This is a genomic window from Nocardioides sp. GCM10028917, assembly GCF_042666175.1.
Classification (GTDB): domain Bacteria; phylum Actinomycetota; class Actinomycetes; order Propionibacteriales; family Nocardioidaceae; genus Nocardioides.
The window spans coordinates 1,129,215-1,151,299 of sequence record NZ_JBHTFL010000007.1 but is presented as its reverse complement, the minus strand read 5'-3'; the positions used below and the strand labels follow the sequence as shown (position 1 = coordinate 1,151,299).

At 70.6% G+C, this 22,085-nt stretch carries 18 protein-coding genes and 1 tRNA gene; 9 read left to right on the top strand and 10 right to left on the bottom strand.

The features are described 5' to 3' along the window. The first annotated feature begins 128 nt into the window (after nucleotides 1-128). On the top strand, nucleotides 129-527 hold the full coding sequence (locus ACFQW6_RS14880; RefSeq protein WP_378546674.1) for a VOC family protein: 399 nt from the start codon (nucleotides 129-131) through the stop codon (nucleotides 525-527). A gap of 205 nt (nucleotides 528-732) precedes the next feature. On the opposite strand, the gene ACFQW6_RS14875 is transcribed toward ACFQW6_RS14880, so the two are convergent. The 3 genes from ACFQW6_RS14875 to ACFQW6_RS14865 all read right to left on the bottom strand — a co-directional run bounded on the left by ACFQW6_RS14875 (nucleotide 733) and on the right by ACFQW6_RS14865 (nucleotide 9,118). Continuing rightward, on the bottom strand, nucleotides 733-1,401 hold the full coding sequence (locus tag ACFQW6_RS14875; protein ID WP_378546671.1) for a 3-oxoacid CoA-transferase subunit B: 669 nt from the start codon (nucleotides 1,399-1,401) through the stop codon (nucleotides 733-735). A gap of 1 nt (nucleotide 1,402) precedes the next feature. Beyond that, entirely contained in the window at nucleotides 1,403-2,251 is an 849-nt protein-coding gene (locus ACFQW6_RS14870) for a CoA transferase subunit A (protein WP_378546668.1), read from the bottom strand. Nucleotides 2,252-2,428: 177 nt separating this feature from the next. Next, nucleotides 2,429-9,118 (bottom strand): OmpL47-type beta-barrel domain-containing protein, encoded by a 6,690-nt coding sequence (locus tag ACFQW6_RS14865; protein ID WP_378546665.1) that lies wholly within the window; start codon nucleotides 9,116-9,118, stop codon nucleotides 2,429-2,431. Between the two features lie 208 nt (nucleotides 9,119-9,326). On the opposite strand from ACFQW6_RS14865, the gene ACFQW6_RS14860 reads away from it, so the two are divergent. After that, nucleotides 9,327-10,352: an ArsA-related P-loop ATPase gene (locus tag ACFQW6_RS14860; protein WP_378546662.1), complete on the top strand. Its 1,026-nt coding sequence runs from the start codon at nucleotides 9,327-9,329 to the stop codon at nucleotides 10,350-10,352. Nucleotides 10,353-10,416: 64 nt separating this feature from the next. After that, entirely contained in the window at nucleotides 10,417-11,556 is a 1,140-nt protein-coding gene (locus ACFQW6_RS14855) for an ArsA family ATPase (RefSeq protein ID WP_378546659.1), read from the top strand. Nucleotides 11,557-11,596: 40 nt separating this feature from the next. Here ACFQW6_RS14855 and ACFQW6_RS14850 read toward each other — a convergent pair whose 3' ends face one another. Next, nucleotides 11,597-11,884, bottom strand: a complete 288-nt coding sequence (locus ACFQW6_RS14850) for a WhiB family transcriptional regulator (protein ID WP_191194136.1) — start codon at nucleotides 11,882-11,884, stop codon at nucleotides 11,597-11,599. 195 nt (nucleotides 11,885-12,079) lie between these two features. On the opposite strand from ACFQW6_RS14850, the gene ACFQW6_RS14845 reads away from it, so the two are divergent. Beyond that, the gene (locus ACFQW6_RS14845) at nucleotides 12,080-14,473 is read left to right on the top strand and encodes a transglycosylase domain-containing protein (protein WP_378546656.1); all 2,394 of its coding nucleotides are present in this window, start codon (nucleotides 12,080-12,082) and stop codon (nucleotides 14,471-14,473) included. A gap of 15 nt (nucleotides 14,474-14,488) precedes the next feature. Here the strand turns inward: ACFQW6_RS14845 and ACFQW6_RS14840 are convergent, their stop codons facing one another. Then, the gene (locus ACFQW6_RS14840) at nucleotides 14,489-14,947 is read right to left on the bottom strand and encodes a GatB/YqeY domain-containing protein (RefSeq protein ID WP_378546653.1); all 459 of its coding nucleotides are present in this window, start codon (nucleotides 14,945-14,947) and stop codon (nucleotides 14,489-14,491) included. A 26-nt stretch (nucleotides 14,948-14,973) separates the two neighbouring features. Here ACFQW6_RS14840 and ACFQW6_RS14835 point away from each other — a divergent pair, with 26 nt between their 5' ends. The 5 genes from ACFQW6_RS14835 to ACFQW6_RS14815 all read left to right on the top strand — a co-directional run bounded on the left by ACFQW6_RS14835 (nucleotide 14,974) and on the right by ACFQW6_RS14815 (nucleotide 17,969). Then, nucleotides 14,974-15,897 (top strand): metallophosphoesterase, encoded by a 924-nt coding sequence (locus ACFQW6_RS14835; RefSeq protein WP_378546650.1) that lies wholly within the window; start codon nucleotides 14,974-14,976, stop codon nucleotides 15,895-15,897. A gap of 71 nt (nucleotides 15,898-15,968) precedes the next feature. Continuing rightward, entirely contained in the window at nucleotides 15,969-16,529 is a 561-nt protein-coding gene (locus tag ACFQW6_RS14830) for a dihydrofolate reductase family protein (protein ID WP_378546647.1), read from the top strand. Between the two features lie 11 nt (nucleotides 16,530-16,540). Continuing rightward, nucleotides 16,541-17,173, top strand: coding sequence for a dihydrofolate reductase family protein (locus ACFQW6_RS14825; protein ID WP_378546644.1), 633 nt, complete (start codon nucleotides 16,541-16,543; stop codon nucleotides 17,171-17,173). Between the two features lie 113 nt (nucleotides 17,174-17,286). Continuing rightward, a tRNA-Pro gene (locus ACFQW6_RS14820) sits at nucleotides 17,287-17,363 on the top strand. A gap of 78 nt (nucleotides 17,364-17,441) precedes the next feature. After that, on the top strand, nucleotides 17,442-17,969 hold the full coding sequence (locus ACFQW6_RS14815) for a hypothetical protein (RefSeq protein WP_378546642.1): 528 nt from the start codon (nucleotides 17,442-17,444) through the stop codon (nucleotides 17,967-17,969). Nucleotides 17,970-18,070: 101 nt separating this feature from the next. On the opposite strand, the gene ACFQW6_RS14810 is transcribed toward ACFQW6_RS14815, so the two are convergent. The 5 genes from ACFQW6_RS14810 to ACFQW6_RS14790 form a co-directional block, all read right to left on the bottom strand. Further along, entirely contained in the window at nucleotides 18,071-19,120 is a 1,050-nt protein-coding gene (locus ACFQW6_RS14810) for an aspartate-semialdehyde dehydrogenase (protein WP_378546639.1), read from the bottom strand. Further along, nucleotides 19,117-20,415, bottom strand: a complete 1,299-nt coding sequence (locus ACFQW6_RS14805; protein ID WP_378546636.1) for an aspartate kinase — start codon at nucleotides 20,413-20,415, stop codon at nucleotides 19,117-19,119. The genes ACFQW6_RS14810 and ACFQW6_RS14805 overlap by 4 nt, the downstream gene beginning before the upstream one ends. Nucleotides 20,416-20,504: 89 nt before the next feature. Beyond that, complete coding sequence (locus ACFQW6_RS14800; protein WP_378546633.1) at nucleotides 20,505-21,086, bottom strand: DUF5063 domain-containing protein; 582 nt, start codon at nucleotides 21,084-21,086, stop codon at nucleotides 20,505-20,507. Then, complete coding sequence (gene recR, locus ACFQW6_RS14795) at nucleotides 21,083-21,679, bottom strand: recombination mediator RecR (protein ID WP_191194126.1); 597 nt, start codon at nucleotides 21,677-21,679, stop codon at nucleotides 21,083-21,085. The genes ACFQW6_RS14800 and recR overlap by 4 nt, the downstream gene beginning before the upstream one ends. A 9-nt stretch (nucleotides 21,680-21,688) precedes the next feature. Further along, nucleotides 21,689-22,066, bottom strand: a complete 378-nt coding sequence (locus tag ACFQW6_RS14790) for a YbaB/EbfC family nucleoid-associated protein (RefSeq protein ID WP_378546630.1) — start codon at nucleotides 22,064-22,066, stop codon at nucleotides 21,689-21,691. Nucleotides 22,067-22,085: the final 19 nt, after the last annotated feature.

The window sequence follows — 22,085 nt, the reverse complement described above, 5'->3', positions numbered from 1 at the left end:
CCACGCCCACATGGCGATACCTGAGGACGCGGCGGACGGAGATGAGGGCCGGGGACCACCGCGGCGTCCTCAGACATCTCGACCACAAGCGGTCAGCGGATGGCCTGAAGGAGTCCTAGCCTCGGGTCATGGACATGAAGCTGGAGCTGGTGATGGTGCCCGTGACCGACGTCGACCGGGCCAAGGAGTTCTACGAGAAGGTGGGCTTCGTCGTCGACCACGACCAGGTGGTGAGCGACGACGTGCGGTTCGTCCAGCTCACGCCGCCGGGGTCCGCGTGCTCGATCGCGATCGGCAAGGGGCTCACCCAGATGGAGCCCGGGTCGCTCGACAACATGCAGATGGTGATCGCCGACGCCGACGCGACCCACGCGGACCTCGTCGCGCGCGGTATCGAGGTCAGCGAGGTCGACGAGCTGGCCTGGGGTCGCTTCGTCTTCTTCGCCGACCCCGACGGCAACGGCTGGTCCCTCCAGCAGCTGCCCGACTGGTCGGCGGGCGCGGGCGGAGAGGGCTACCAGGGATGACCGGGCTCGCTCGTCGACCCGGGCGCGCTCCGGGGGGTGCCGGGTTGAAGGACGGTGACCCGACGTTTCGGGGGTCCTGTCGGGCCACCGCCGAGGAGGACTCCATCAAGCGCGTCTGAGGGACTGGTGAACGGTTCACCACCTGCATCCTGAGAAGTCCGATCGTTGCGGTTCCGTGACCCGGCCGCCGCGACGGCGCCGTCGCTCAGACGAGCGGCGGCTGGGTCTTCTCCCGCACCTCGTCCTCGGTGACCCCCGGGGCGAGCTCGACGAGCTTGAGTGCCCGGTCGCCGAGGGTGCCGGACGGGGCGACCTCACCGGTCGTCGGGTCGATCACGTCGATGACCGCGAGGTCGGTGATGATCCGCTGCACCACACGCTTGCCGGTGTAGGGCAGGTCGCACTCGTCGAGGATCTTCAGCGACCCGTCCTTGGCGGTGTGCTCCATCAGCACGATCACCCGCTTGGCGCCGTGGACGAGGTCCATCGCGCCACCCATGCCCTTGACCATCTTGCCGGGGATCATCCAGTTGGCGATGTCACCGACCGCGGACACCTGCATGGCACCGAGGATCGCGGCGTCGATCTTGCCGCCGCGGATCATCCCGAACGACTGCGCGGAGTCGAAGAACGACGCCCCCTTGCGCAGGGTCACCGTCTCCTTGCCCGCGTTGATCAGGTCGGGGTCCTCCTCGCCCTCGAACGGGTACGCCCCCACGCCGAGGATGCCGTTCTCCGACTGCAGCACCAGCTCGACGTCGTCGCCGACGTAGTTGGGCACCAGGGTCGGCAGCCCGATGCCGAGGTTCACGTAGGAGCCGTCCTGCAGCTCCGAGGCGGCCCGGGCCGCCATCTGCTCACGCGTCCAGCTCATGTCAGCCTCCGAGTCCGTGCGTCGCCGCGTCGTCCACCAGCGCGTCCCCCGATGCATCTGCGGGAGCGTCGGGCCTCTGAGGACGAGGTCGCGTGGTGACCTTCTCGATCTTCTTGTCCGCCGCCTGCTCCGCAGTCAGCTGCACGACCCGCTGCACGTAGACACCGGGGGTGTGGACGTCGTTCGGGTCGAGCTCGCCGGGCTCGACGAGCTCCTCGACCTCCGCGATCGTGACCCGGCCGCACATCGCGGCCAGCGGGTTGAAGTTGCGCGCGGACTGCCGGTAGACCAGGTTGCCGTGCCGGTCGCCCTTCCAGGCGCGCACCAGGCCGTAGTCGGCGACGATCGCCTCCTCCAGGACGTACTCCTTGTCTCCCTCCGCGGTGGAGAACACCTTCGTCTCCTTCGGCGGCGACGACACGATGACGTTGCCCGCGTCGTCGTACTTCCACGGCAGGCCGCCCTCGGCGACCTGGGTGCCGACACCCGTCGCGGTGTAGAAGCCCGGGATGCCCGAGCCGCCGGCGCGCATCCGCTCGGCGAGCGTGCCCTGCGGGGTGAGCTCGACCTCGAGCTCACCGGAGAGGTACTGCCGGGCGAACTCCTTGTTCTCCCCGACGTAGGAGGAGATCATCCGCCGGATCCGCTTGGCGAAGAGCAGCCGACCCAGGCCCCACTCGTCCACGCCGCAGTTGTTGGAGACCGCCTCGAGGTCGGCCGTGCCCGCCTCGAGGATCGCGTCGATGAGCACCGAGGGGATGCCGGAGAGGCCGAACCCGCCGACCGCGAGCCTCGCGCCGTCCGGGATGTCGGCGACCGCCTCGGCCGCGGAAGAGACCACTTTGTCCATGCCCGAGACCCTAGCGGGGGTGTGACCGCCGCCACCGTGTGGGCGGGCACCACAGTGCGGCCGGGCGGATGTGTCCCGGAGCGGGTGTGCCAGCGGGCTCGGAGGACATGGAAAGCCGGGCCCGGGGAAGAGGCACCCTCCCCGGACCCGGCCAGTCTCAGTGCCGGACCTGCGACGTCATCGCCTGGCCAGGCGCTCCTTCACCTGGGCGAGCAGGGCGGCGCGGAGCTCCCCCTCGACCTTGGTGCGGACCAGCTTGCGCAGCTCCTTCAGCTCCTTCGTCGCTGCCTTCCGGTCGCCCGACCTCTCGGCCTTGCGGGCGTCCTTGTCGGCCTGCAGCAGCTTGTTGGCGAGCCTGGGACCGATCTCTCCGTCGGAGGCCACGGTCTTCACCACGTTCTTCAGCGACCTCCCGGTCGCCTGCACGGTGAAGACCACCGTGCGCGAGCTGGTGTTGCCGGCACCGTCCGTCGCCGTGACCGTGAGGACGTGGCGGCCCGTGGACAGCGTCCACATCTGCCACGCGCCCGCCTCGACGGTCTCCCCGTCGAGCACCGCCCGCACGCTTCGGACCCCCGACGTCGCGTCCGTCGCCGTCCACGCCACGTCCGTCGCCTGGTGGCTCGGGTAGGTGCGTGCCCGGATCCCGGCGATCGCGACCTCCGGCTCACCGGTGTCGACCGCGATGACCTTCGACTGCGCCGTCTCGATGTTGCCGGCCTCGTCGACCGACCGCACCTCGAGGACATGGCGGCCCTGCGCGGTGACCGTGAACGGAGCGGTGTACGCCGTCCACGCGCCGTTGCCGATGCGGTACTCGGTGCGTGCCACGCCGGAGCCGGCGTCGGTCGCCGAGAGTGTGACCTTCGGAGCCGTGGTGAACCAGCCGGCGCTGCCGTCGGGCGAGCCCGGGTCGGTCCGCAGGGTGGTCACCGGAGCGGTCGTGTCGGCGGGCGGTCCGTCGACGGTGAGGGACTGCTCCTCCTCCACGTTGCCGGCGACGTCGGTGGAGCGGAAGCGGACCGTGTGGTCACCGGGGCCGGTCACGACGACCGGGCCGGTGTAGTCGGTCCAGGACCCGCCGTCGACCCGGTACTCGGTCGAGGCGACGCCCGACGTGGCGTCGGTCGGGCTGAGCACGACCTCCACCCCGTTGTCGGCCTTCTCCTGGGTCGCCCCCGTCGCTGGGGCGACGGTGTCGACCTTCACCTCGGACGACTTCACCTCCTCGACGTTGCCGGCCTCGTCGGTGGAGCGGAACTCGACGGTGTGCTCACCGTCGGGCACCGGCACCGCGCCGGCGTACGCCGTCCACGCGCCGTCGTTGATCCGGTACTCGGTCGACGCGACACCCGAGCCGTCGTCCTCCGCGGCCAGCGTGAAGCTCGGGCCGGTGACGTACCAGCCCTCCTCCCCGTCGGCCGTGCCCGGGACCCACGTGATGCTCGTTGTGGGCGCCTCCTCGTCGGCCGGCGGCTCCTCCTCGGCGTCGAGGTGGAAGTAGTCGAACTCCACCGTGACGGGCTCCTCCTGGTTCGGACCGATCGCCATCAGGCCGAGCGAGTTGAGCGGTCCGTCGTAGGTGATGCCGTTGCCGATCGGCGTCCAGGAGGCACCCGCCGTCGACTTGACCGCTGCGGTGTAGGTCGTGCCGACCTTGGTCACCTGCACCCACCAGTAACCGCTCTCGGTGGTGTTGGCGATGTCGATCTGGTCGCCGCCGGCGACGCCGCTGCCGCCCTTCTCCGCGGCCAGCTCGGCTCGCAGGTCGAGGGGGCTTCCGGGCGCGTTGTAGGCGACGACGTCTGCCTTGGCGTAGTTGTCGTCGTTGCCGTACATCAGCAGTCCGGCCAGCTGCCACTGGTGCTTGAGCGGCGCCTTGAGCTTGGTCTCGGCCACCCAGTCACCCGCGGGCGCGTCCTGCAGGATGAAGTTGCGCGGCTGGATCGGGTTGGCGCCGTTGATGTCGCCCGGCTCCGTCTCGATCGTGAGGTGACCGCCGGCCACCGACTCCTTGTGCGAGTTGTAGCGCACCGACTCCGCCCAGCGGCACCCGTCGAGCGCGGTGCCGTCGAACTCGTCGTCGGCCGCGACGGCCGGGGCCGTGGCGTCCGGGGTCACCCGGAGGTAGTCGACCTGCGCCACTCGGGGAGTGGTGCCCAGGTCGCCGGCCGCCATCAGGCCGATCTTCGTGCCCGTCCCGGTCTTGAGGGCGAGCGACCCGGCCAGCGCGGTCCACGCCGTGCCGTCCGCGGAGTAGGCACCGGTGAGCGTGCCGCCCGTGTTGGTCAGCCTCAGGTGGATCGTGGTCGGGAAGTCCGCCGGGAGCGTCGGTGCGGCGGGGGTGGTGCGGTTGCCGCCCGTCTCGGTCTGGAACTCCACGAACCGCGTGCCGTTGTCACGACGCACGAACCCGATCTTGTTGTACTCGTTGTCCGACTGGTGCACGACCAGGCCGGCCCACTGCCAGTGTGCGCTGTGGTCCAGGGTGATCTTCGTGGTGGCCGTCCAGTTGCCGGTGGGCACGGGCTGGCCGGCGAAGCTCACCGGTCCGGTGCTCGCCTCGTTGATGTCACCGGTCGTGACGGGCAGGCGAAGGGTGCCGCCGGCCTGGGTGATCGGTGCACCGGGTGCGTGGCGCATGGCCCACTTGGGCAGCAGTGCCGGGGAGTCGAACTCGTCCGAGACGGGACCGGTGACGCAGGTCAGCGGGTCGCTCGGCGTCTCCGGCTCGGGCTCCGGCTCCTGCGGGTCGCTGTCGATCGCGAACTGCGAGAAGTCGGCCGTCCGCACCCCGGACTCGTGGGCCATGATGAAGAAGCCGGCGTCCTGGGTGTCGGCGATGCCGGCGAGGGTCGCGGCGGTCCCGATCTGGGTCCACGTGTTGCCGTTGTTGGACCAGTACGCCGACACCTGGTCGCCGCGGCGGCTGAGCTTGAGCCACTTCGGGACGGTGCTGGTGCCGCCGGCGATGGATGCGTTGAGCTGGCCGTTGCCGTCGGGGTCGGTGAGGAACTCCATCCCGGCGGCACGTCGCCACGCGAGCATGGCGTAGCCGGGCGAGGTGCCGGGCTGCGTCATGTCGTTGCGGATGATCAGACCGGCCTTGCCCGAGTTGTTCACCAGGGTGCTGGCGTCGACGCGCACGATGGCGTCGTACTCCTCGTCACCCGCGGCCGGCTGGTAGAGCGTCGTGTACTGGTCGACGCCCTGCCAGGCGTTGGCGCCCGCACCGGAGATGCGGAACTGTCCGGCACCGAGGCGCTCGAACTCGCCGTTGACGTTGGTGAACGGGACCAGGTCGCCGAAGAGCTCGCCGACCTGCACCTGCACCAGCCGTGAGGTGGTGACGTTGCCGTCGTCGTCGGTCGCCTTCGCGGTGAGCTCGTGGAGGCCCTCGTCGTCCGGCGTGGTCCAGTCGGCGGTGTAGGGCGCGGTGGCGTCCTCGCCGATCTTGGTGTCGCCGGCGAAGAACTCGACCTTGGCGATGGAACCGTCGGCGTCGGTCGCCTCGGCGGCCACCGTCACCTGCGCACCGGGGTCGAGCTTGTCGCCGTCGGCCGGCCCGGTGATCGTGACGATCGGCTTGGCCTCGGGCGAGACGCCCTGGCCGACGGCCTCGAAGAAGTTGAGCTTGATGTCGCTCGCCCCGGTGAAGACCAGGTGGAGGTCCATCGTCTCGTTGCCGAGCTCGCTCACGTCGACTGCGACGTCGCGGTACTGCAGGCCGGTCGCGGGGACCGCTGCCGTCCCGACGACCTCACCGGTCGGGCTGTCCTTGCGCAGCTCGATGGTGCCGCCGGCGGCGTTGGCCTGGACCCGGAGCTTGAAGGTGTCGATCTGGTGGAAGTTCACCGGCTCGAACCGGAGCCAGGCGTCGCCCTTGCCGACCACCACCTGGCCGCCTCCGGCCGCGTCGCGTCCCGGCGCCAGGGTCGCGGTGTCGGACTTGGCGTCGAACCACTCGGCCTGGCGCAGCTTCGGGAAGATGACCGCGGTGTCGGAGCCCATCAGCGGGTCGTCGCCGTCGGCGCCTCCCGTGTCGGTGTAGCGGGCATCCACGGCGTAGAAGATGTTCTCGTCGGCCGCGTGGCCGCCGACGCTCGTGGTGGTGCTCCCCGTGAGGCCGCGCGAGGCGGTCAGCGGGTGTGCGTGGTCGTCGTGGCCGAGCGCGGGCTGCACCTCGACGGACTGCGGGTCGACGCCGTCACCCTCCTCGGGGTCGGTCACCTCCACGTTCCAGCTGATGGTGTCGCCGAAGTCGAAGAAGGAGCCGTCGGGCGGGGTCTCGAGGTCCACCACGGGCCGCGTGTTGCCGACCGTGATCGGCACCGTCGTCGTACCGGCCTTGCCGGCCGGGTCGGTGACGGTGAGGCGGGCGTTGAAGACGCCCTCCTCCTCGTAGGTGTGGGCGGCCCTGACGCCGGTGGCGTCCGTGGTGCCGTCGGCGTCGAAGTCCCACTCGTAGGTGAGCTCCTCCTCCTCGGGGTCGGTCGAGCCGCTGCCGTCGAAGGTCACCTCGAGGGGCGCCTGGCCCGAGTCGGGCGCTGCGGCGATGCGGGCCACCGGCGAGCGGGAGCCGCTGATGTAGTCGATGCGGTAGAGACCCGACGTCGGGTTGTCACGGCCGTAGCCGCCGCCCCAGTCCAGGACGTACATCGATCCGTCAGGACCGAACTTCGAGTCGATCGGCGCCAGGAACGGCACGTCCGGGAGGAACGGGTTGACCTTCTCCACCTGGGTGCCCTGAGCCGCGGCGGGGTTCTTCAGCTGGATGTTGTACATCTTGTTGCGCGCCCAGTCGTAGAAGAACGGCTTGCCGTCGTACGACTTCGGGAACTTGGTGTCCGACTCCAGCTCCTCGTCGAAGCGGTAGACGGGGCCGCCCATGGGAGCGAGGCCGCCGCCCTGCGGGATGGCACCGACCGACGAGCGGCGGTAGCCGTAGTACATGTCCGCGGCGCGGGCCGGCGGCAGGTTCGTGAGGCCGGTGTTGCGCGAGGAGTCGTTGACCGGGTTGGCGCAGTCGAAGTAGGCGCCGACGACCGGTGGGTTCAGCGGCGTCGTGGTGCCGTAGTCGACGTCGCGGAAAGGCTCGCCGTTGGGGTTCTGGCCCAGGTGGTTGCCGCCCATGCAGAGCGGCCAGCCGTAGTTGCCCGCGCTCTTGATCAGGTTCCACTCGGCGATGCCGGCGGGACCGCGCGTGGCGGGGGCGTCGGTGCCGTTGTCCGGCGAGTAGTCGGCCATGCTCAGCCAGCCGGTCTCGTTGTCGATGGAGAACCGGAACGGGTTGCGGAAGCCCATCGCGTAGATCTCGGGCAGGGTCTTGTCGCGCCCGGCGTCCTCGGACTCGGGGAACAGGTTGCCCTCGGGGATCGTGTAGCTCGAGCCGACGCCCGGCTCGCCCGGCTGGTCGACGGGGTTGATGCGCAGGATCTTGCCGCGCAGGTCGTTGGTGTTGGCCGAGGTCTCGCGGGCGTCGTGGAAGGTGCCGGCGCGCTCGGACAGCGGGGCGTAGCCACCGGACGGCTCGGAGTGCGGGTTGACGTCGTCGCCGACGCCGATGAACAGGTTGCCCTGGTCGTCGATGTCCAGGCCGCCACCGGTGTGGCCGGGCTCGTCGGGAAGGCGTCGGGCGGGGATCTTGATGATCACCTTCTCCGACGCGGGGTCGACCACCCCGTTGGCGAAGGTGAAGCGGGAGACGGTCGACCAGAAGTTCTCCGGCAGGGAGTTGTTGGGCGACTGCGCCGACCGGTAGAGGAAGATGTGGCCGTTCGTCGTGAAGTCCGGGTCGAGCGCGACGCCGAGCAGGCCGTCCTCACCGTCCGAGTAGACGGGCAGGGTCAGGACCGTGGTCACGGCCTGCGACTTCGGGTCGTACATCCGCAGCTGACCGCGGACGAGCTCGGTGTAGAAGACCTTGCCGTCCTCGGCGACGTCGATCGCGAAGGGCGCGGAGGTGTTCTGGTCGAGCGGGATGCGCTCGAAGTTGCTCCACACGGTGCCGCCGCAGTCGCCCTCCTCGAGGCCGGCGACGTACTTCACGCCGCCCACGAGCTCGGTCATGAAGTCCGGCTCGTCGTAGTGCGAGGGGAAGTGACCGAGCGCGGTGCCCCAGAAGCGGCCACCCTCGTAGGGCTTGCACCAGGTGATCGGGTGGTCGTAGCCCATGTTGCCGCCGGAGTAGGTGGACTCGTCCATGGACTGGAGCACGTGGGCGGTGCCACGCACGTTGTTGCTGAAGTTGTACCACTCGTCGTTGCGGGTCCAGCGGGTCACGTCCTCGGTGCCCGTGAAGTGCTTGGTGGACGGGTGGGTGGTGTCCTCGTTGCGTACGACGCCGGACGGGCCGGGGTCGGTGCCGGTGGGCGCGTGGCCGGGCATCAGCGAGCCGACCATGTTGTCCCACCACGGGTAGTTGCCGCGCATGTCCAGGGCGTTGTGCACCGCCGCGATGCCGTTGCCCTGCGCCTGCCACCGCTCCAGCGCCGCCTTCTCGGAGGCGTTCCACGGGTCGCCGTTGGCCTGGAAGACGAGGATCGCGTCGAACGGCGCGAGGCCCTCGTCGGTGAACACCGCCTCGGAGCCGCCGGCCGTCTCCTTGTGCACGACCGACACGGTCATGCCCGCCGCCTCAAGGGCCGTCTTCACCTTCGGCGTCGCCTGCGCGATGGCCGCGTCGTGCCAGTCGCCCGCGGCGTCCTCGGTGAAGATGAGCACGTGCCCGTGGCCCTCGTGGGCCTGGGCGGGCAGGGCGGTGGCGACGCCGAGCAGCACGCTGCCGACGAGCGCGACCACGGCGGTCAGCGCGGTGCCGACGGTGGATCGCCGGGCGATCGGTCGTCGCGAGGTGGTGGTGGACATCCCAGTGCCTCCAAGTTGGCGGGGTGTGGCGGGTGCGGCGGTACGAGCCGATGCGGACGCGCGTGTGACCTCGGTCACCGTGCTTCTCGGACGCTCCCAGACTTTTGTTTGGCGGTCAAGCAAAAGACGGACGCCGTGGACACAAAGACGCACGTTGACGCGTAGAAGCGCGCGGAACTTGCCGATCCCGGGTGGCTATCCTCGGCTCGTGACCGCCAGCGCCGATCGTCCCCACGACTGGCCGAAGGTGCGCCTGCACGTCGTCACCGGCAAGGGCGGCACCGGGAAGTCGACGGTCGCGGCGGCGCTGGCCCTGGCGCTGGCCACGTCCGGTCGGAACGTGCTCCTCTGCGAGGTCGAGGGCCGCCAAGGCATCGCCCGCATGTTCGACGTCGACCCGCTCCCCTACGACGAGCGTCGCATCGCCAAGGGCGCGCCCGACCAGGACGGACGCGCCGGCCAGGTCCACGCGCTCCACATCGATCCCGAGTCGGCGCTGCTGGAGTACCTCTCGATGTACTACAAGCTCGGGCGCGCCGGGAAGGCGCTCGACCGCTTCGGCGTCATCGACTTCGCCACCACCATCGCGCCCGGCGTGCGCGACGTGCTCCTCACCGGCAAGGTCTACGAGGCGGTGCAGCGGCCCCGCGGCGGTCGGCACAAGGACCAGATCACGTACGACGCCGTGGTGCTCGACGCGCCACCCACCGGCCGCATCTGCCAGTTCCTCGGCGTGAACTCCGAGCTGGCCGGCCTCGCCAAGGTGGGCCCCATCAAGACCCAGGCCGACAAGGTGATGGAGCTGCTGCGCTCATCGCGCACGGCCGTGCACCTCGTCACGATCCTGGAGGAGATGCCCGTCCAGGAGACGTCGGACGGCATCGCCGAGCTCCGCGCGGCGGACCTGCCCGTCGGTGGCGTCGTGGTCAACCTGGTGCGACCGCAGGCCCTCAGCCCGAGCGCGCTGGCGCAGGTGCGCGACGACACCGTCGACCCGACCGCGGTGACCTCGGAGCTGACCCGGGCCCGGGTCGACGTCGACGCCGACCTCGTGCGGTCGCTCGTCGCCGAGGCGCGCGACCACGCCGTACGACGTCACCTCGAGGACGAGCAGCGCGAGCTCGTCGCGGCCGAGCGCGTGCCCACCTACGAGCTGCCGCGCCTCGCGAGCGGCATCGACCAGGGGGCGCTCGTCGAGCTGGCCCAGCTGCTGCGCCACCAGGGGATGGCATGAAACTCACCCCACGACGTTCTCCTCCTCCGCTCCGCTCCCCCGGACAACGCCGCAGGGGCCCCGAATGAAGACCACCCCACCCGTGCTGGACGTCGACGCACTGCTCGACGACCGGACCACCGAGATCATCGTGTGCTGCGGGGCAGGCGGTGTCGGCAAGACCACGACGGCCGCCGCGCTCGCGCTGCGCGCCGCCGAGCGGGGACGCAAGGTGGTCGTGCTGACCATCGACCCGGCGCGCCGGCTCGCGCAGTCGATGGGCATCGGGCAGCTCGACAACACCCCGCGCCCGGTCGCCGCCGTCGACGCTGCCGCGGGCGGGTCGCTCGACGCGATGATGCTCGACATGAAGCGCACCTTCGACGAGGTGGTCGAGTCGCAGGCCAGCCCGGAGAAGGCCAGGCAGATCCTGGAGAACCCGTTCTACGTCGCGCTGTCGAGCTCGTTCGCGGGCACCCAGGAGTACATGGCGATGGAGAAGCTGGGCCAGCTGCACCGGCAGGCGCTGGCCGACGGCAGCCACGACCTGATCGTGGTCGACACCCCGCCCTCACGCTCGGCGCTCGACTTCCTCGATGCCCCGGAGCGGCTGTCCAGCTTCCTCGACGGTCGTTTCATCCGGCTGCTGCTGGCCCCGGCCCGCGGCCCGGCCAAGCTGATGACGGCCGGCTTCTCTGTCGTGACGAACGCCCTGACCAAGGTGCTCGGGGCGCAGGTGCTGCGCGACATGCAGACGTTCGTCGCGGCCTTCGACACCCTCTTCGGCGGCTTCCGCCAGCGGGCGGACACGACGTTCGCGCTGCTCCAGGCCGACGGCACGGCCTTCGTCGTGGTCGCCGCACCGGAGCCGGACGCGCTGCGCGAGGCGGCGTACTTCGTCGACCGGCTCACCGACGACGACATGCCGCTGGCGGGCCTGGTCGTCAACCGGGCCAGCCCGTCGGCACGCACCGAGCTGTCGGCGGAGGCGGCGATCACCGCCGCCGACCGGCTGCAGGCGGGCGACTCCTCGTCACTGACCGCCGGTCTGCTCCGGCTACACGCCGACCGGGTCCACATCATCGAGCGCGAGCAGCACCTGCGCGAGCGCTTCGCTGCGTCCCACCCGACGGTGCCGACCGCGGTCGTGCCCGCGATGGCGAGCGACGTCCACGACCTCGACGGCCTGCGGACGATCGGCGACTCCCTGGCGGGGCGAGACTGAACACGTCTCGCCTCCACGAGGGATGGCGCCGCACGTCACGTCAGACGGAGACGGAAGGAGCCTCGACCTTGGTGCGGGCGGTCTCGAGGATGGTGCGCCACGACGAACCGGGGCGACGGCGGAGCAGCGCACGGCGCTCACGCTCGGTCATCCCACCCCAGACGCCCCACTCGATCTGGTTGTCCAGCGCCTCGGCGAGGCACTCGGTCCGCACGGGGCATCCCGCGCAGACCTGCTTGGCCTTGTTCTGCTCCGCGCCACGCACGAACAGTGCGTCCGGCGTGTCGCCCTTGCATGCGGCGCGTGCTGCCCAGTCCTCGACCCACATAAGAAAACCCCACGGTGATTGTCGAGCCGGTCGGCCGCCCCCATAGCGGCCATCCCTGACTCCGAGTGAAAAGTAAACGAATCACCCCCGGTCCAGACAGACACCGTGTGGCTCAATTCGTATAGTCCAATGTGACTATCCGGCTGCGCGGCTGGAATTCCGGGTGATAGGCGTCCGCCCCGTACTCTGGTGCGCATGTCCTCACGCTCGTCCTCGCCCTCCGGGCGCCCCCCGGGCCGTCCCGCCGGTCGCGTGGCGTCCCACCTCGCGGTGATGGCTGCCGTCGCGGTCGTCATGGGTGTCCTCGTCGCCTGCCTCGCCATCCCGTTCGCGGGCCTGGTCGGCGTGGCGGCCAAGGACGTCAGCAAGGGCATGGTCAACCTCCCCGAGTCGCTCGAGGCGAAGGACCTGTCGCAGAAGACGCGCATCTACGACGTCAACGGCAACCTGATCGCCTCGCTCTACGACCAGAACCGCATCAACGTGCCGCTGGCCTCGATCTCGCGCCCCATGGTCAAGGCGATCGTCGCGATCGAGGACTACCGCTTCTACGAGCACGGTGCCCTCGACCTCAAGGGCACGGTCCGCGCCTTCGTCACCAACCAGGCCAACGGCGGCTCGGTGCAGGGCGGCTCGTCGATCACCCAGCAGATGGTCAAGCAGACGCTGCTCTACCAGGCGGAGACGGACGAGGAGCGCAAGGCGGCGACCGAGGAGACCTACGCGCGCAAGATCCGCGAGCTCCGCTACGCGATCGCCTTCGAGAAGAACCACAGCAAGGACTGGATCCTCGAGCGCTACCTCAACATCGCCTACTTCGGCGACGGTGCCTTCGGCGTCCAGTCGGCCGCGCGCCACTTCTTCTCCAAGAACGCCAAGGACCTCAACCTGCTCGAGTCGGCGACCCTTGCCGGCCTCGTGAAGAACCCCGTCGGCTACGACCCCGTCGACAACCCCGAGCGCGCCGAGGGCCGGCGCAACGTCGTCCTCGACCGGATGGCCCAGCTCGGCATCCTGACCGAGAAGAAGGCCGAGCGGCTCAAGGGCAAGCCCCTGGCGAAGACGCTCGACATCGAGACGTCGCCCAACGGCTGCCAGCAGTCGCGGGCGCCGTTCTTCTGCGACTACGTCGTCAACTGGCTGCTCAAGGACCCGGTGCTCGGCGACACGCCCAAGGAGCGACGCCGCACGCTGAACAACGGCGGCCTGACGATCAACACCACGATCGACCTCGACATGCAGAAGGCCGCCGACGACTCCGTTTCGTCGCACGTCTACCAGACCGACCAGGCCATCGGCGGCCTGGCGATGATCGAGCCCGGCACCGGCGACGTCCGGGCGCTCGCCCAGTCGCGCCCGATGGGCAAGGACAAGCAGGGCGGCGAGACCTACCTGAACTACACCGTCCCGAAGAAGTACGGCGACGCCAACGGCTTCCAGGCCGGCTCGACGTTCAAGCTCTTCGTCCTCGCCGCCGCCATCAACCAGGGCATCCCGCTGAGCACCAGCATCAGCGCGCCGCAGACGATGCACTTCGACGACTGGGACTTCGAGACGTGCGACGGCCCCTACGCCGGCGACCAGAAGGGCTGGGACCCGGAGAACTCCACCGGTTCCGGCACGTTCGACCTCTACAGCGGCACCCAGCAGTCGGTGAACACCTTCTTCGCCCAGCTCGAGACCCGCACCGGCATGTGCGAGCCGCTCGAGCTGGCCGAGAAGATGGGCGTGAAGGTGCCCAAGGCCCAGCAGGTGCCGTCGTGGATCCTCGGCGTCTCCGACGCCGACCCGCTGACCATGGCGCAGGCCTACGCCACCTTCGCTGCCCGCGGCCTGCACTGCGACCCCCGTCCGGTCACCCAGGTGCTCGACTCGTCGGGCGCGTCGCTCAAGGACTTCGCCAGCCAGTGCGAGCAGGTCATGCCCGGGGCCACCGCCGACGCCGTCAACGACATCCTGCGCGGCGTCATGGAGCCCGGCGGGTTCGGGCAGAACATCGCCATCGACAGGCCCTCGGCGGGCAAGACCGGCACCAACAACAGCAACATGGCCGTGTGGTTCGTCGGCTACACCCCGACGCTCGCCACGGCGGCGATGGTCGCCGGCGCCAACGAGTTCGGCGAGTGGATGACCCTCAACGGCCAGGTCGTCGGCGGCAGCACGATCTACGAGGCGTTCGGCTCAACGGTCGCGGGCCCGATCTGGGGCGAGGCGATGGCCGCGGCGTCGGCCAAGCTGCCCTACGAGGACTTCCAGGCGCCGCCCGGTGACGAGATCGCCGGCGTGCTCAGCACGGTGCCCGACGTCGCGGGCCAGAGCGTCGAGGCCGCGACCGCGGCGCTCCAGGCCGCCGGTTTCACCGTCGCCGACGGCGGCCAGGTCAACTCCGAGACCGGCGCCGGACTGGTCGCCTACACCTCCCCCGAGGGTGGCGCCCAGCTGAGCAGCGGCGACACCGTGACGCTCTACACCTCGACCGGCTACGTGCCCCCGCCGCCCTCCGCGGACAACAGCGGCAACGGCGGCGGCAACGGCAACAACGGCAACGGGGGCGGCCGGGGTCGCGGCAACGGCGGCGGCCGGCGCTGAGGCCCCTCGAGGGCGTCAGGCCAGCTGCTTGCGCACCTCGGCCGCGACGGCGCCTCCGTCGGCACGACCCTTGACCTGGGGCGTGACGACGCCCATCACCTTGCCCATGGCGCGCATCCCCTCCCCGGCCGCGCCGGTCCGCTCGACGGCAGCGGCGACCAGGTCGGCGATCTCGGCGTCGCTGAGCTGGGCGGGGAGGTAGTCGGCGATGACCTCGCCCTCGGCTGCCTCCTTGGCCGCCATCTCCGTGCGGCCCGCCTCCTGGAACGCCACGGACGCCTCCCGGCGACGCTTGGCCTCGGTGGACAGCACGCCGATGACGTCGTCGTCGGAGAGCTCGCGGGCCTCCTTGCCGGCGACCTCGGCGTTGGTGATCGCGGTCAGCACCATCCGGATGGTCGAGGAGCGCAGCTCGTCACGCGCCTTGATGGCGGTGGTCAGGTCGGCGCGGAGACGGTCCTTCAGAGCACTCATGATCACCATTGTGGCAGCCTTGCCGAATGCCTCTCCTCCCCGTCGTACGCCGCACGCTCGGGCTCGGGACGCTCGCCGGCGTGGGCCTGGCGACGTACGCCGCATGGGAGGCGCGGCAGTACACCCTCCGCCGCGTGACCGTGCCGCTGCTGCCCGCCGGCCACGCTCCCCTGAAGGTGCTGCACCTCAGTGACATCCACATGGCGCCCGACCAGCGCGCCAAGCAGGAGTGGCTCCGCGGACTCGCCGACCTCGAGCCCGACCTGGTGATCGACACCGGCGACAACCTCGCCCACATGCGCGCCGTGCCCGTCCTCGCCGACGCCCTCGGCGGGCTGCTCGACGTGCCGGGCGTCTACGTGCTCGGGTCCAACGACTACTACGCGCCCGGCATGCGCAACCCGCTGCTCTACCTGCTCCCTGACACGGGCAAGCGCAACACCTCGACGCCCCAGCTGCCGTGGCCACGGCTCAAGGAACGCTTCGCCGAGGCCGGCTGGCTCGACCTGACCAACGGCTTCGGGTCGCTGACGGTGCGCGACACCACCATCGCCTTCGCCGGCGTCGACGACCCGCACCTCGCGTACGACGACCTGGACCGCGTCGCCGGACCAGCCGACCCGACGGCCGACCTGCGCCTGGCCGTGGCGCACGCGCCGTACCTCCGCGTCCTCGACCAGTTCGCCGCCGACGGCTACGACGCGATCATCGCCGGCCACACCCACGGCGGCCAGGTGTGCCTCCCGGGCGGCCGGGCCCTCACCACGAACTGCGACCTCGAGCCCGCACGGGCGCGCGGCCTGCACCGCCACCCCGCCGACTCCGCTCCCGGCGACCACGGCACGTCCTGGCTCCACGTGTCGGCCGGGCTCGGCACCAACCCGTACGTCCGCTTCCGGGTCGCCTGCCGTCCCGAGGCCACGCTGATGACGTTCGTGCCCGCCTCCTGAGCTCTTGCCCGGACCTTTCCACCCGCGCCCGGTTGTGGTGGTGTGGGACCACCGAGAAAGGGAGTGCCGGCGTGCCCGAGCTGATGGTCGACCTCATCGTGTCCCTCGACGGCTGTGCCGCCGCGGACGGCTGGCCCGGCCTCTGGGGCATGGGCGGTCCCGACTACTACGCGTTCCTCGGCGAGCAGGAGGAGCACACCACGCTGATGGGGGCGACCACCTACCGGCTGATGTCCGGGATGGCGGAGGAGGAGCCCGAGGCCATCGCCCAGCTGGGGGCGATGGACAAGGTCGTCTTCTCGTCCACCCTCCGCGAGCCCCTGGGCTGGGAGAACACCCGGCTGGTGGCCGACGACCCCGTCGAGGCCGTCCGCGGCCTGAAGGAGGACGGGCCGATGCCGTTGCGCACGCTCGGGAGCCTCACGCTGGCCCGCTCGCTGCTCGTCGCGGGACTCGTCGACCGGTTCCGGCTGGTCGTCTTCCCGGTGATCAACGGAGCCACCGGGCGGGACCGGGTCTTCGACGGCTATCCCGACGTCCTCCTCGAGCTCGTCGACAGCCGGACCTTCGACGGTCGCCTCCAGCTCCTGGACTACGTCCCCACCGTGCTCGACCACCCACCCCTCTCCTGAAGGAGCCACGCGTGCCCCTCGTCCGGGTCCACAACTTCTCGATCTCCCTCGACGGCTTCGGCTCCGGCGAGCCGCAGTCCCTGGAGGCGCCGTTCGGCCACGCCGGTGAACGGCTGCACGAGTGGATGTTCGCCACCAGCTTCTGGGACCCCGAGGCCGGTCGACGCGGCGTCGACGCGATCTTCGCAGCCCGCCACGAGGTGGGCATCGGTGCGGAGATCATGGGTGCGAACAAGTTCGGCCCGCCCGGGTGGCAGGACGACCCCGACTGGCGGGGTTGGTGGGGCGAGGAGCCACCCTTCCACACGCCGACATACGTCCTCACCCACCGTCCCCGGCCGCCGCTCGAGATGGCGGGCGGGACCACCTTCCACTTCCTCGACGCCTCTCCCGCCGACGCGCTCGCCGTCGCGCGCGAGGCGGCCGGCGACCTCGACGTACGCCTCGGCGGCGGCGCGAGCGTGGTGCGCGACTTCGTGGCCGCGGACCTCGTCGACCACCTGCACCTCGTGGTCGTGCCGATCGTGCTCGGCCGGGGCGCCCGGTTGTGGGACGGCCTCGAGGCGCTGGAGGACACCTTCGACATCGAGTCGGTGTCGTCGCCCAGCGGGGTCACCCACCTCACCTTCACCAGGCGAGGCTGAGCCGGCCCGGGCCGATCCGGGCCGGCCCGATCTGGCCGGGGCGATTTCGGCAGCCCCCGACCGCTCCGGTATGCTCGCCCGCGTTGCCCGGACTGGATCATCGGTCCGGGCGGCGGGCTGTGGCGCAGCTTGGTAGCGCGCCTCGTTCGGGACGAGGAGGCCGCAGGTTCAAATCCTGTCAGCCCGACCACCGGAGCTCCCGGACCCCACGGTGGGTCCGGGAGCTCCTGTCATGTGGCAGCTGCTGTCATGTGGCACTGTGCCGCTCATGGCCGACGACCGTCCCCCGCTCGAGATGCCGCCCTTCGCGCTGCGGCGCAGGAGGAAGGCCGCCCACGACGAGGACGCACCCGGCCCCCGAGGGCTCCCGACGCTGCCGGTGCGCGGTCTGCCCGCGGCGTCCCTGACCGGCCTGATGGTCGGCGGGCTCGCCGTGCTGCTGGCGTGGCTGGCCGGGGTCGGCTGCGAGGCCGTACGCGGCACGTCGGCGTGCGGCGGCGGCCCCGGCCTGCTCGTCCTGCTGGCCGTCCTCGTCGTGCTGACCTGGACCGGAAGCCTCCTGCTCCGCGTGCTCGGCGTGCCGCACGCCGGATCGACGAGCCTCCTCGCCGTCGGCATCCTGGCCGTGCTGGTGCTGGTGTTCCTGCTCGGCTCGCTCGACGAGGGATGGGGGCTCGTCGCCGTCCCCGTGGCGTCCGCGATCTCCTACGCCGCGTCGTGGAGGGTCACCACCGCCGTCGGTGCCGACGACCCGACGGCGGACACGTCCGCGCGCGCGTCGTACGACGTCCGCTGAGGGGGTTGTCAGGCTCTCCCTGAGGTTGTCAGGCCGTGCACGGGCCGACAACCTCAGCGATCCCCGGTCGACCGGGGATCGCTGGAGCACGGAGCGGCAGGTCAGCCCGCGGCGGCGATGAGCTCCGCGATCTGCACGGTGTTGAGCGCGGCGCCCTTGCGCAGGTTGTCATTGCTGATGAACAGCGCGAGGCCGCGGTCGTCGGGGACGCCCGGGTCCTGGCGGAGCCGGCCGACGTACGACGGATCCTTGCCGGCCGCCTTGAGCGGGGTCGGCACCTCGTCGAGCTCCACGCCTGCCGCCGAGCCGAGGATCTCGCGAGCACGGGCCGGGGTCATCGGCCGCTCGAACTCGGCGTTGACCGCGAGCGAGTGGCCGGTGAAGACCGGCACGCGGACGCAGAGGCCGGAGACCAGCAGGCCGGGCAGGCCGAGGATCTTGCGCGACTCGTTGCGGAGCTTCTGCTCCTCGTCGGTCTCGTTGAGGCCGTCGTCGACGACGGAACCCGCCATCGGCAGGACGTTGTAGGCGATCGGCTCGACGTACTTCACGGGCTCGGGGAAGGCGATCGCCGAGCCGTCGTAGGCCAGCTCGCGCGCCTTGTCGCCGGCCGCGGCCACGGCGTTGGCGAGCTCGTCGACGCCGGCGACGCCGGAGCCGGAGACGGCCTGGTAGGACGACACGATGAGGCGGGTCAGGCCGGCCTCGTCGTGCAGCGGCTTGAGGACCGGCATCGCGGCCATGGTGGTGCAGTTGGGGTTCGCGATCACGCCGCGCCCGGCCTCGATGACGGCGGCCATCGCGTCGGGGTTGACCTCGGAGACCACCAGCGGGATCTCCGGGTCCTTGCGGAAGGCCGAGGAGTTGTCGACCACGATCACGCCGGCCTCGACGAACGTCGGCACGAGCGCGCGGGAGGTCGTCGCGCCGGCGGAGAACAGCGCGATGTCGAGACCCGCCGGGTCGGCGGTCTCGGCGTCCTCGACGGTGATCTCGCGGTCGCCGAACGGCAGCACCGTGCCGGCCGACCGCGAGGAGGCGAAGAAGCGGACCTGGTCGGCAGGAAAGCCGCGCTCGAGCAGGATCTGCCGCATCGCGACGCCGACCTGTCCGGTTGCACCGACAATCCCGATGTTGACCTTCTCGCTCATCGGCCGGTGCCTCCGTAGACCACGGCCTCCACCTCGTCGGCGTCGAGGTCGAACGCCGTGTGCGTGGCACGCACGGCGTCGTCGACGGCGCTCTCGTCCACGATGACCGAGATCCGGATCTCGGAGGTGGAGATCATCCCGATGTTCACACCGGCGGAGGCCAGCGCGGCGAAGAACTTCGAGGTGATGCCGGGGTGCGAGCGCATGCCGGCGCCGATCAGCGAGACCTTGCCGATCTGGTCGTCGTAGAGCAGCTTGTCGTAGCCGACCTCGGCCTGGATCCGGGCGAGTGCGGTCATCGCGACCTGGCCGTCGGTGCGGGGCAGCGTGAAGGAGATGTCGGTGAGGCTCGTCGCCGCGGCCGAGATGTTCTGCACGATCATGTCGAGGTTGATCTGTGCGTCGGCCAGGGCCTCGAAGATGCGGGCGGCCTCGCCGACCTTGTCGGGCACGCCGACGACGGTGATCTTGGCCTCGCTGCGGTCGTGGGCCACGCCGGCGATGATGGGCTGTTCCATGGTGTCTCCCTCACTGGGACCGGCGGGGCCGGGGTTGAGCTTCGGGTCGTTGACGACCCAGGTGCCTTCGAGGTGGCTGAACGACGACCGGACGTGGATCGGGATGCCGTAGCGGCGGCCGTACTCCACGCACCGCAGGTGCAGGATCTTCGCGCCGCACGCGGCCAGCTCGAGCATCTCCTCGTAGGAGACCTTGCTGAGCTTGCGTGCGCTCGGCACGATGCGCGGGTCGGCGGTGAAGACCCCGTCGACGTCGGTGTAGATCTCGCACACGTCGGCCTCGAGGGCCGCCGCCAGCGCCACCGCGGTGGTGTCGGTGCCGCCCCGGCCGAGCGTGGTGATCTCCTTGGTGTCGGCCGACACCCCCTGGAACCCCGCCACGATCACGATGTGGCCCTCGCCGATCGCCTGGGTGATGCGTCCCGGCGTGACGTCGATGATCTTGGCCTTGCCGTGGACCGAGTCGGTGATCACGCCGGCCTGCGAGCCGGTGAACGAGCGGGCGGTGTAGCCCAGGTCGCTGATCGCCATGGCGACCAGCGCCATCGAGATGCGCTCACCCGCGGTGAGCAGCATGTCCATCTCCCGCGCCGGCGGCAGCGGCGAGACGCCGTTGGCGAGGTCTTCCAGGTCGTCGGTCGTGTCACCCATGGCCGACACCGCCACGACGACGTCGTGACCGGCCTTCTTGACGTCCACGATGCGCCGGGCGACGCGCTTGATGGCGTCGGCGTCGGCGAGCGAGGAGCCGCCGTACTTCTGCACGACAATGCCCACGGTTGGTCCTCGGGATCGGTGTGCGGCCTCAGCGGCCGCGGAGCTCTGGCGTGGCCGTCGGCGCCGTTGCCGCCAGGCCACCGCCGATTCTACGGGCGTACGACCGGGGCACTCCCGAGTATCTCATCCGCGACGGCCACCGCGTCGGCGTCGGCCTCGAAGTCCGTGTCGAACCGGTCGTGAGCGACGACCGTCAGCAGAGCGTTGAGCGCCGCGCCGGCCAGGTTGCCCCAGTTGTTGACGTAGGAGAACTGCCACCACCACAGGGCCTCGTCGACGTTGCCCGCGCGGTAGTGGCGCAGGCCGTTCTCGAGGTCGATGGCGATCGAGGCCAGGTCGTCGGAGAGCCGGCTGACGACCACCTCCGGGATGTAGGGGTCGAAGACGAAGGAGTAGTCGTCGACCCCCTCCAGCATCTCGGCCAGCCGTAGCCGCAGGTCGTCGATGTCGGCCTCGGGCCCCACGTCGGGCTGGAACTCCTCGCGGGGGGTGAAGTCGGTCTGGGCACCCATCCGGGCGCCGGCCAGGAGGACCTGGCTGATCTCGAGGAGCAGCAGCGAGACCGCCTGCGCCCCGTTGCCCTCACGGGCGATGGCGCGCAGTGCGAGCAGGAAGCTCTCCACGGAGTCGGCGATCTGCTCGCCGAACACCTTCTCGTCGGTCTCGGTCATTCGGCTGATCTCCTTCCGGCGAACGCTCGTCCGAGCGTGACCTCGTCGGCGTACTCGAGGTCACCGCCCACAGGCAGTCCACTCGCCAAGCGGGTCACGCGCAAGCCCATGGGCAGGAGGAGGCGCGTGAGATAGGTCGCGGTGGCCTCGCCCTCGAGGTTGGGGTCGGTGGCGAGGATGACCTCGGTGACCGTGCCGTCGGCCAGGCGCGGCATCAGCTCCTTGACGTGGAGCTGGTCGGGGCCGATGCCGTCGATCGGCGAGATGGCGCCGCCGAGGACGTGGTAGCGGCCGCGGAACTCGCGGGTGCGCTCGATCGCGACGACGTCCTTGTACTCCTCCACGACGCACAGGACGCTCGGGTCACGGCGCTCGTCGCGGCAGATCCGGCACTGCTCGTCCTCGCTGACGTTGAAGCAGGTCGAGCAGAACTTCACCCGGGCCTTCACCTCGATCAGCACGTCGGCGAGGCGGCGTACGTCGGTGGGCTCGGCCTGGAGCAGGTGGAAGGCGATGCGCTGCGCGCTCTTGGGACCGACGCCCGGCAGGCGGCCGAGCTCGTCGATCAGGTCCTGGACGACACCTTCGTACAACGAGGCCCCTCAGCCGAGCCCGGGGAGACCGGGCATGCCGCCGCCTCCGCCGAGACCCTCGGTCAGCGGGCCGAGCTGGTCACCGGCCAGCGCCTCCGACTTGGCACGCGCGTCGCGGTAGGCGGCGACGATCAGGTCGGACAGGTCGGACAGGTCGTCGGGGTCGCTGCCGTCGAACTCGCCGGAGCGGATCGCCACGCCGACCAGCTCCCCGACGCCGTTGGCGGTGACCGTCACGGCACCGCCCGCGACGGTGCCCTCGACGGTCTGCTGAGCGAGGTTGGCCTGCGCCTCCTCGAGCTGCTGCTGCATCTGCTGCGCCTGCTGGAGCAGGGCGTTCATGTCGAAGCCGCCGCCACCGAGGGCGTCGAAGGGGTTCTGGGTCATCGGGTCTCCCGCTGCAGGT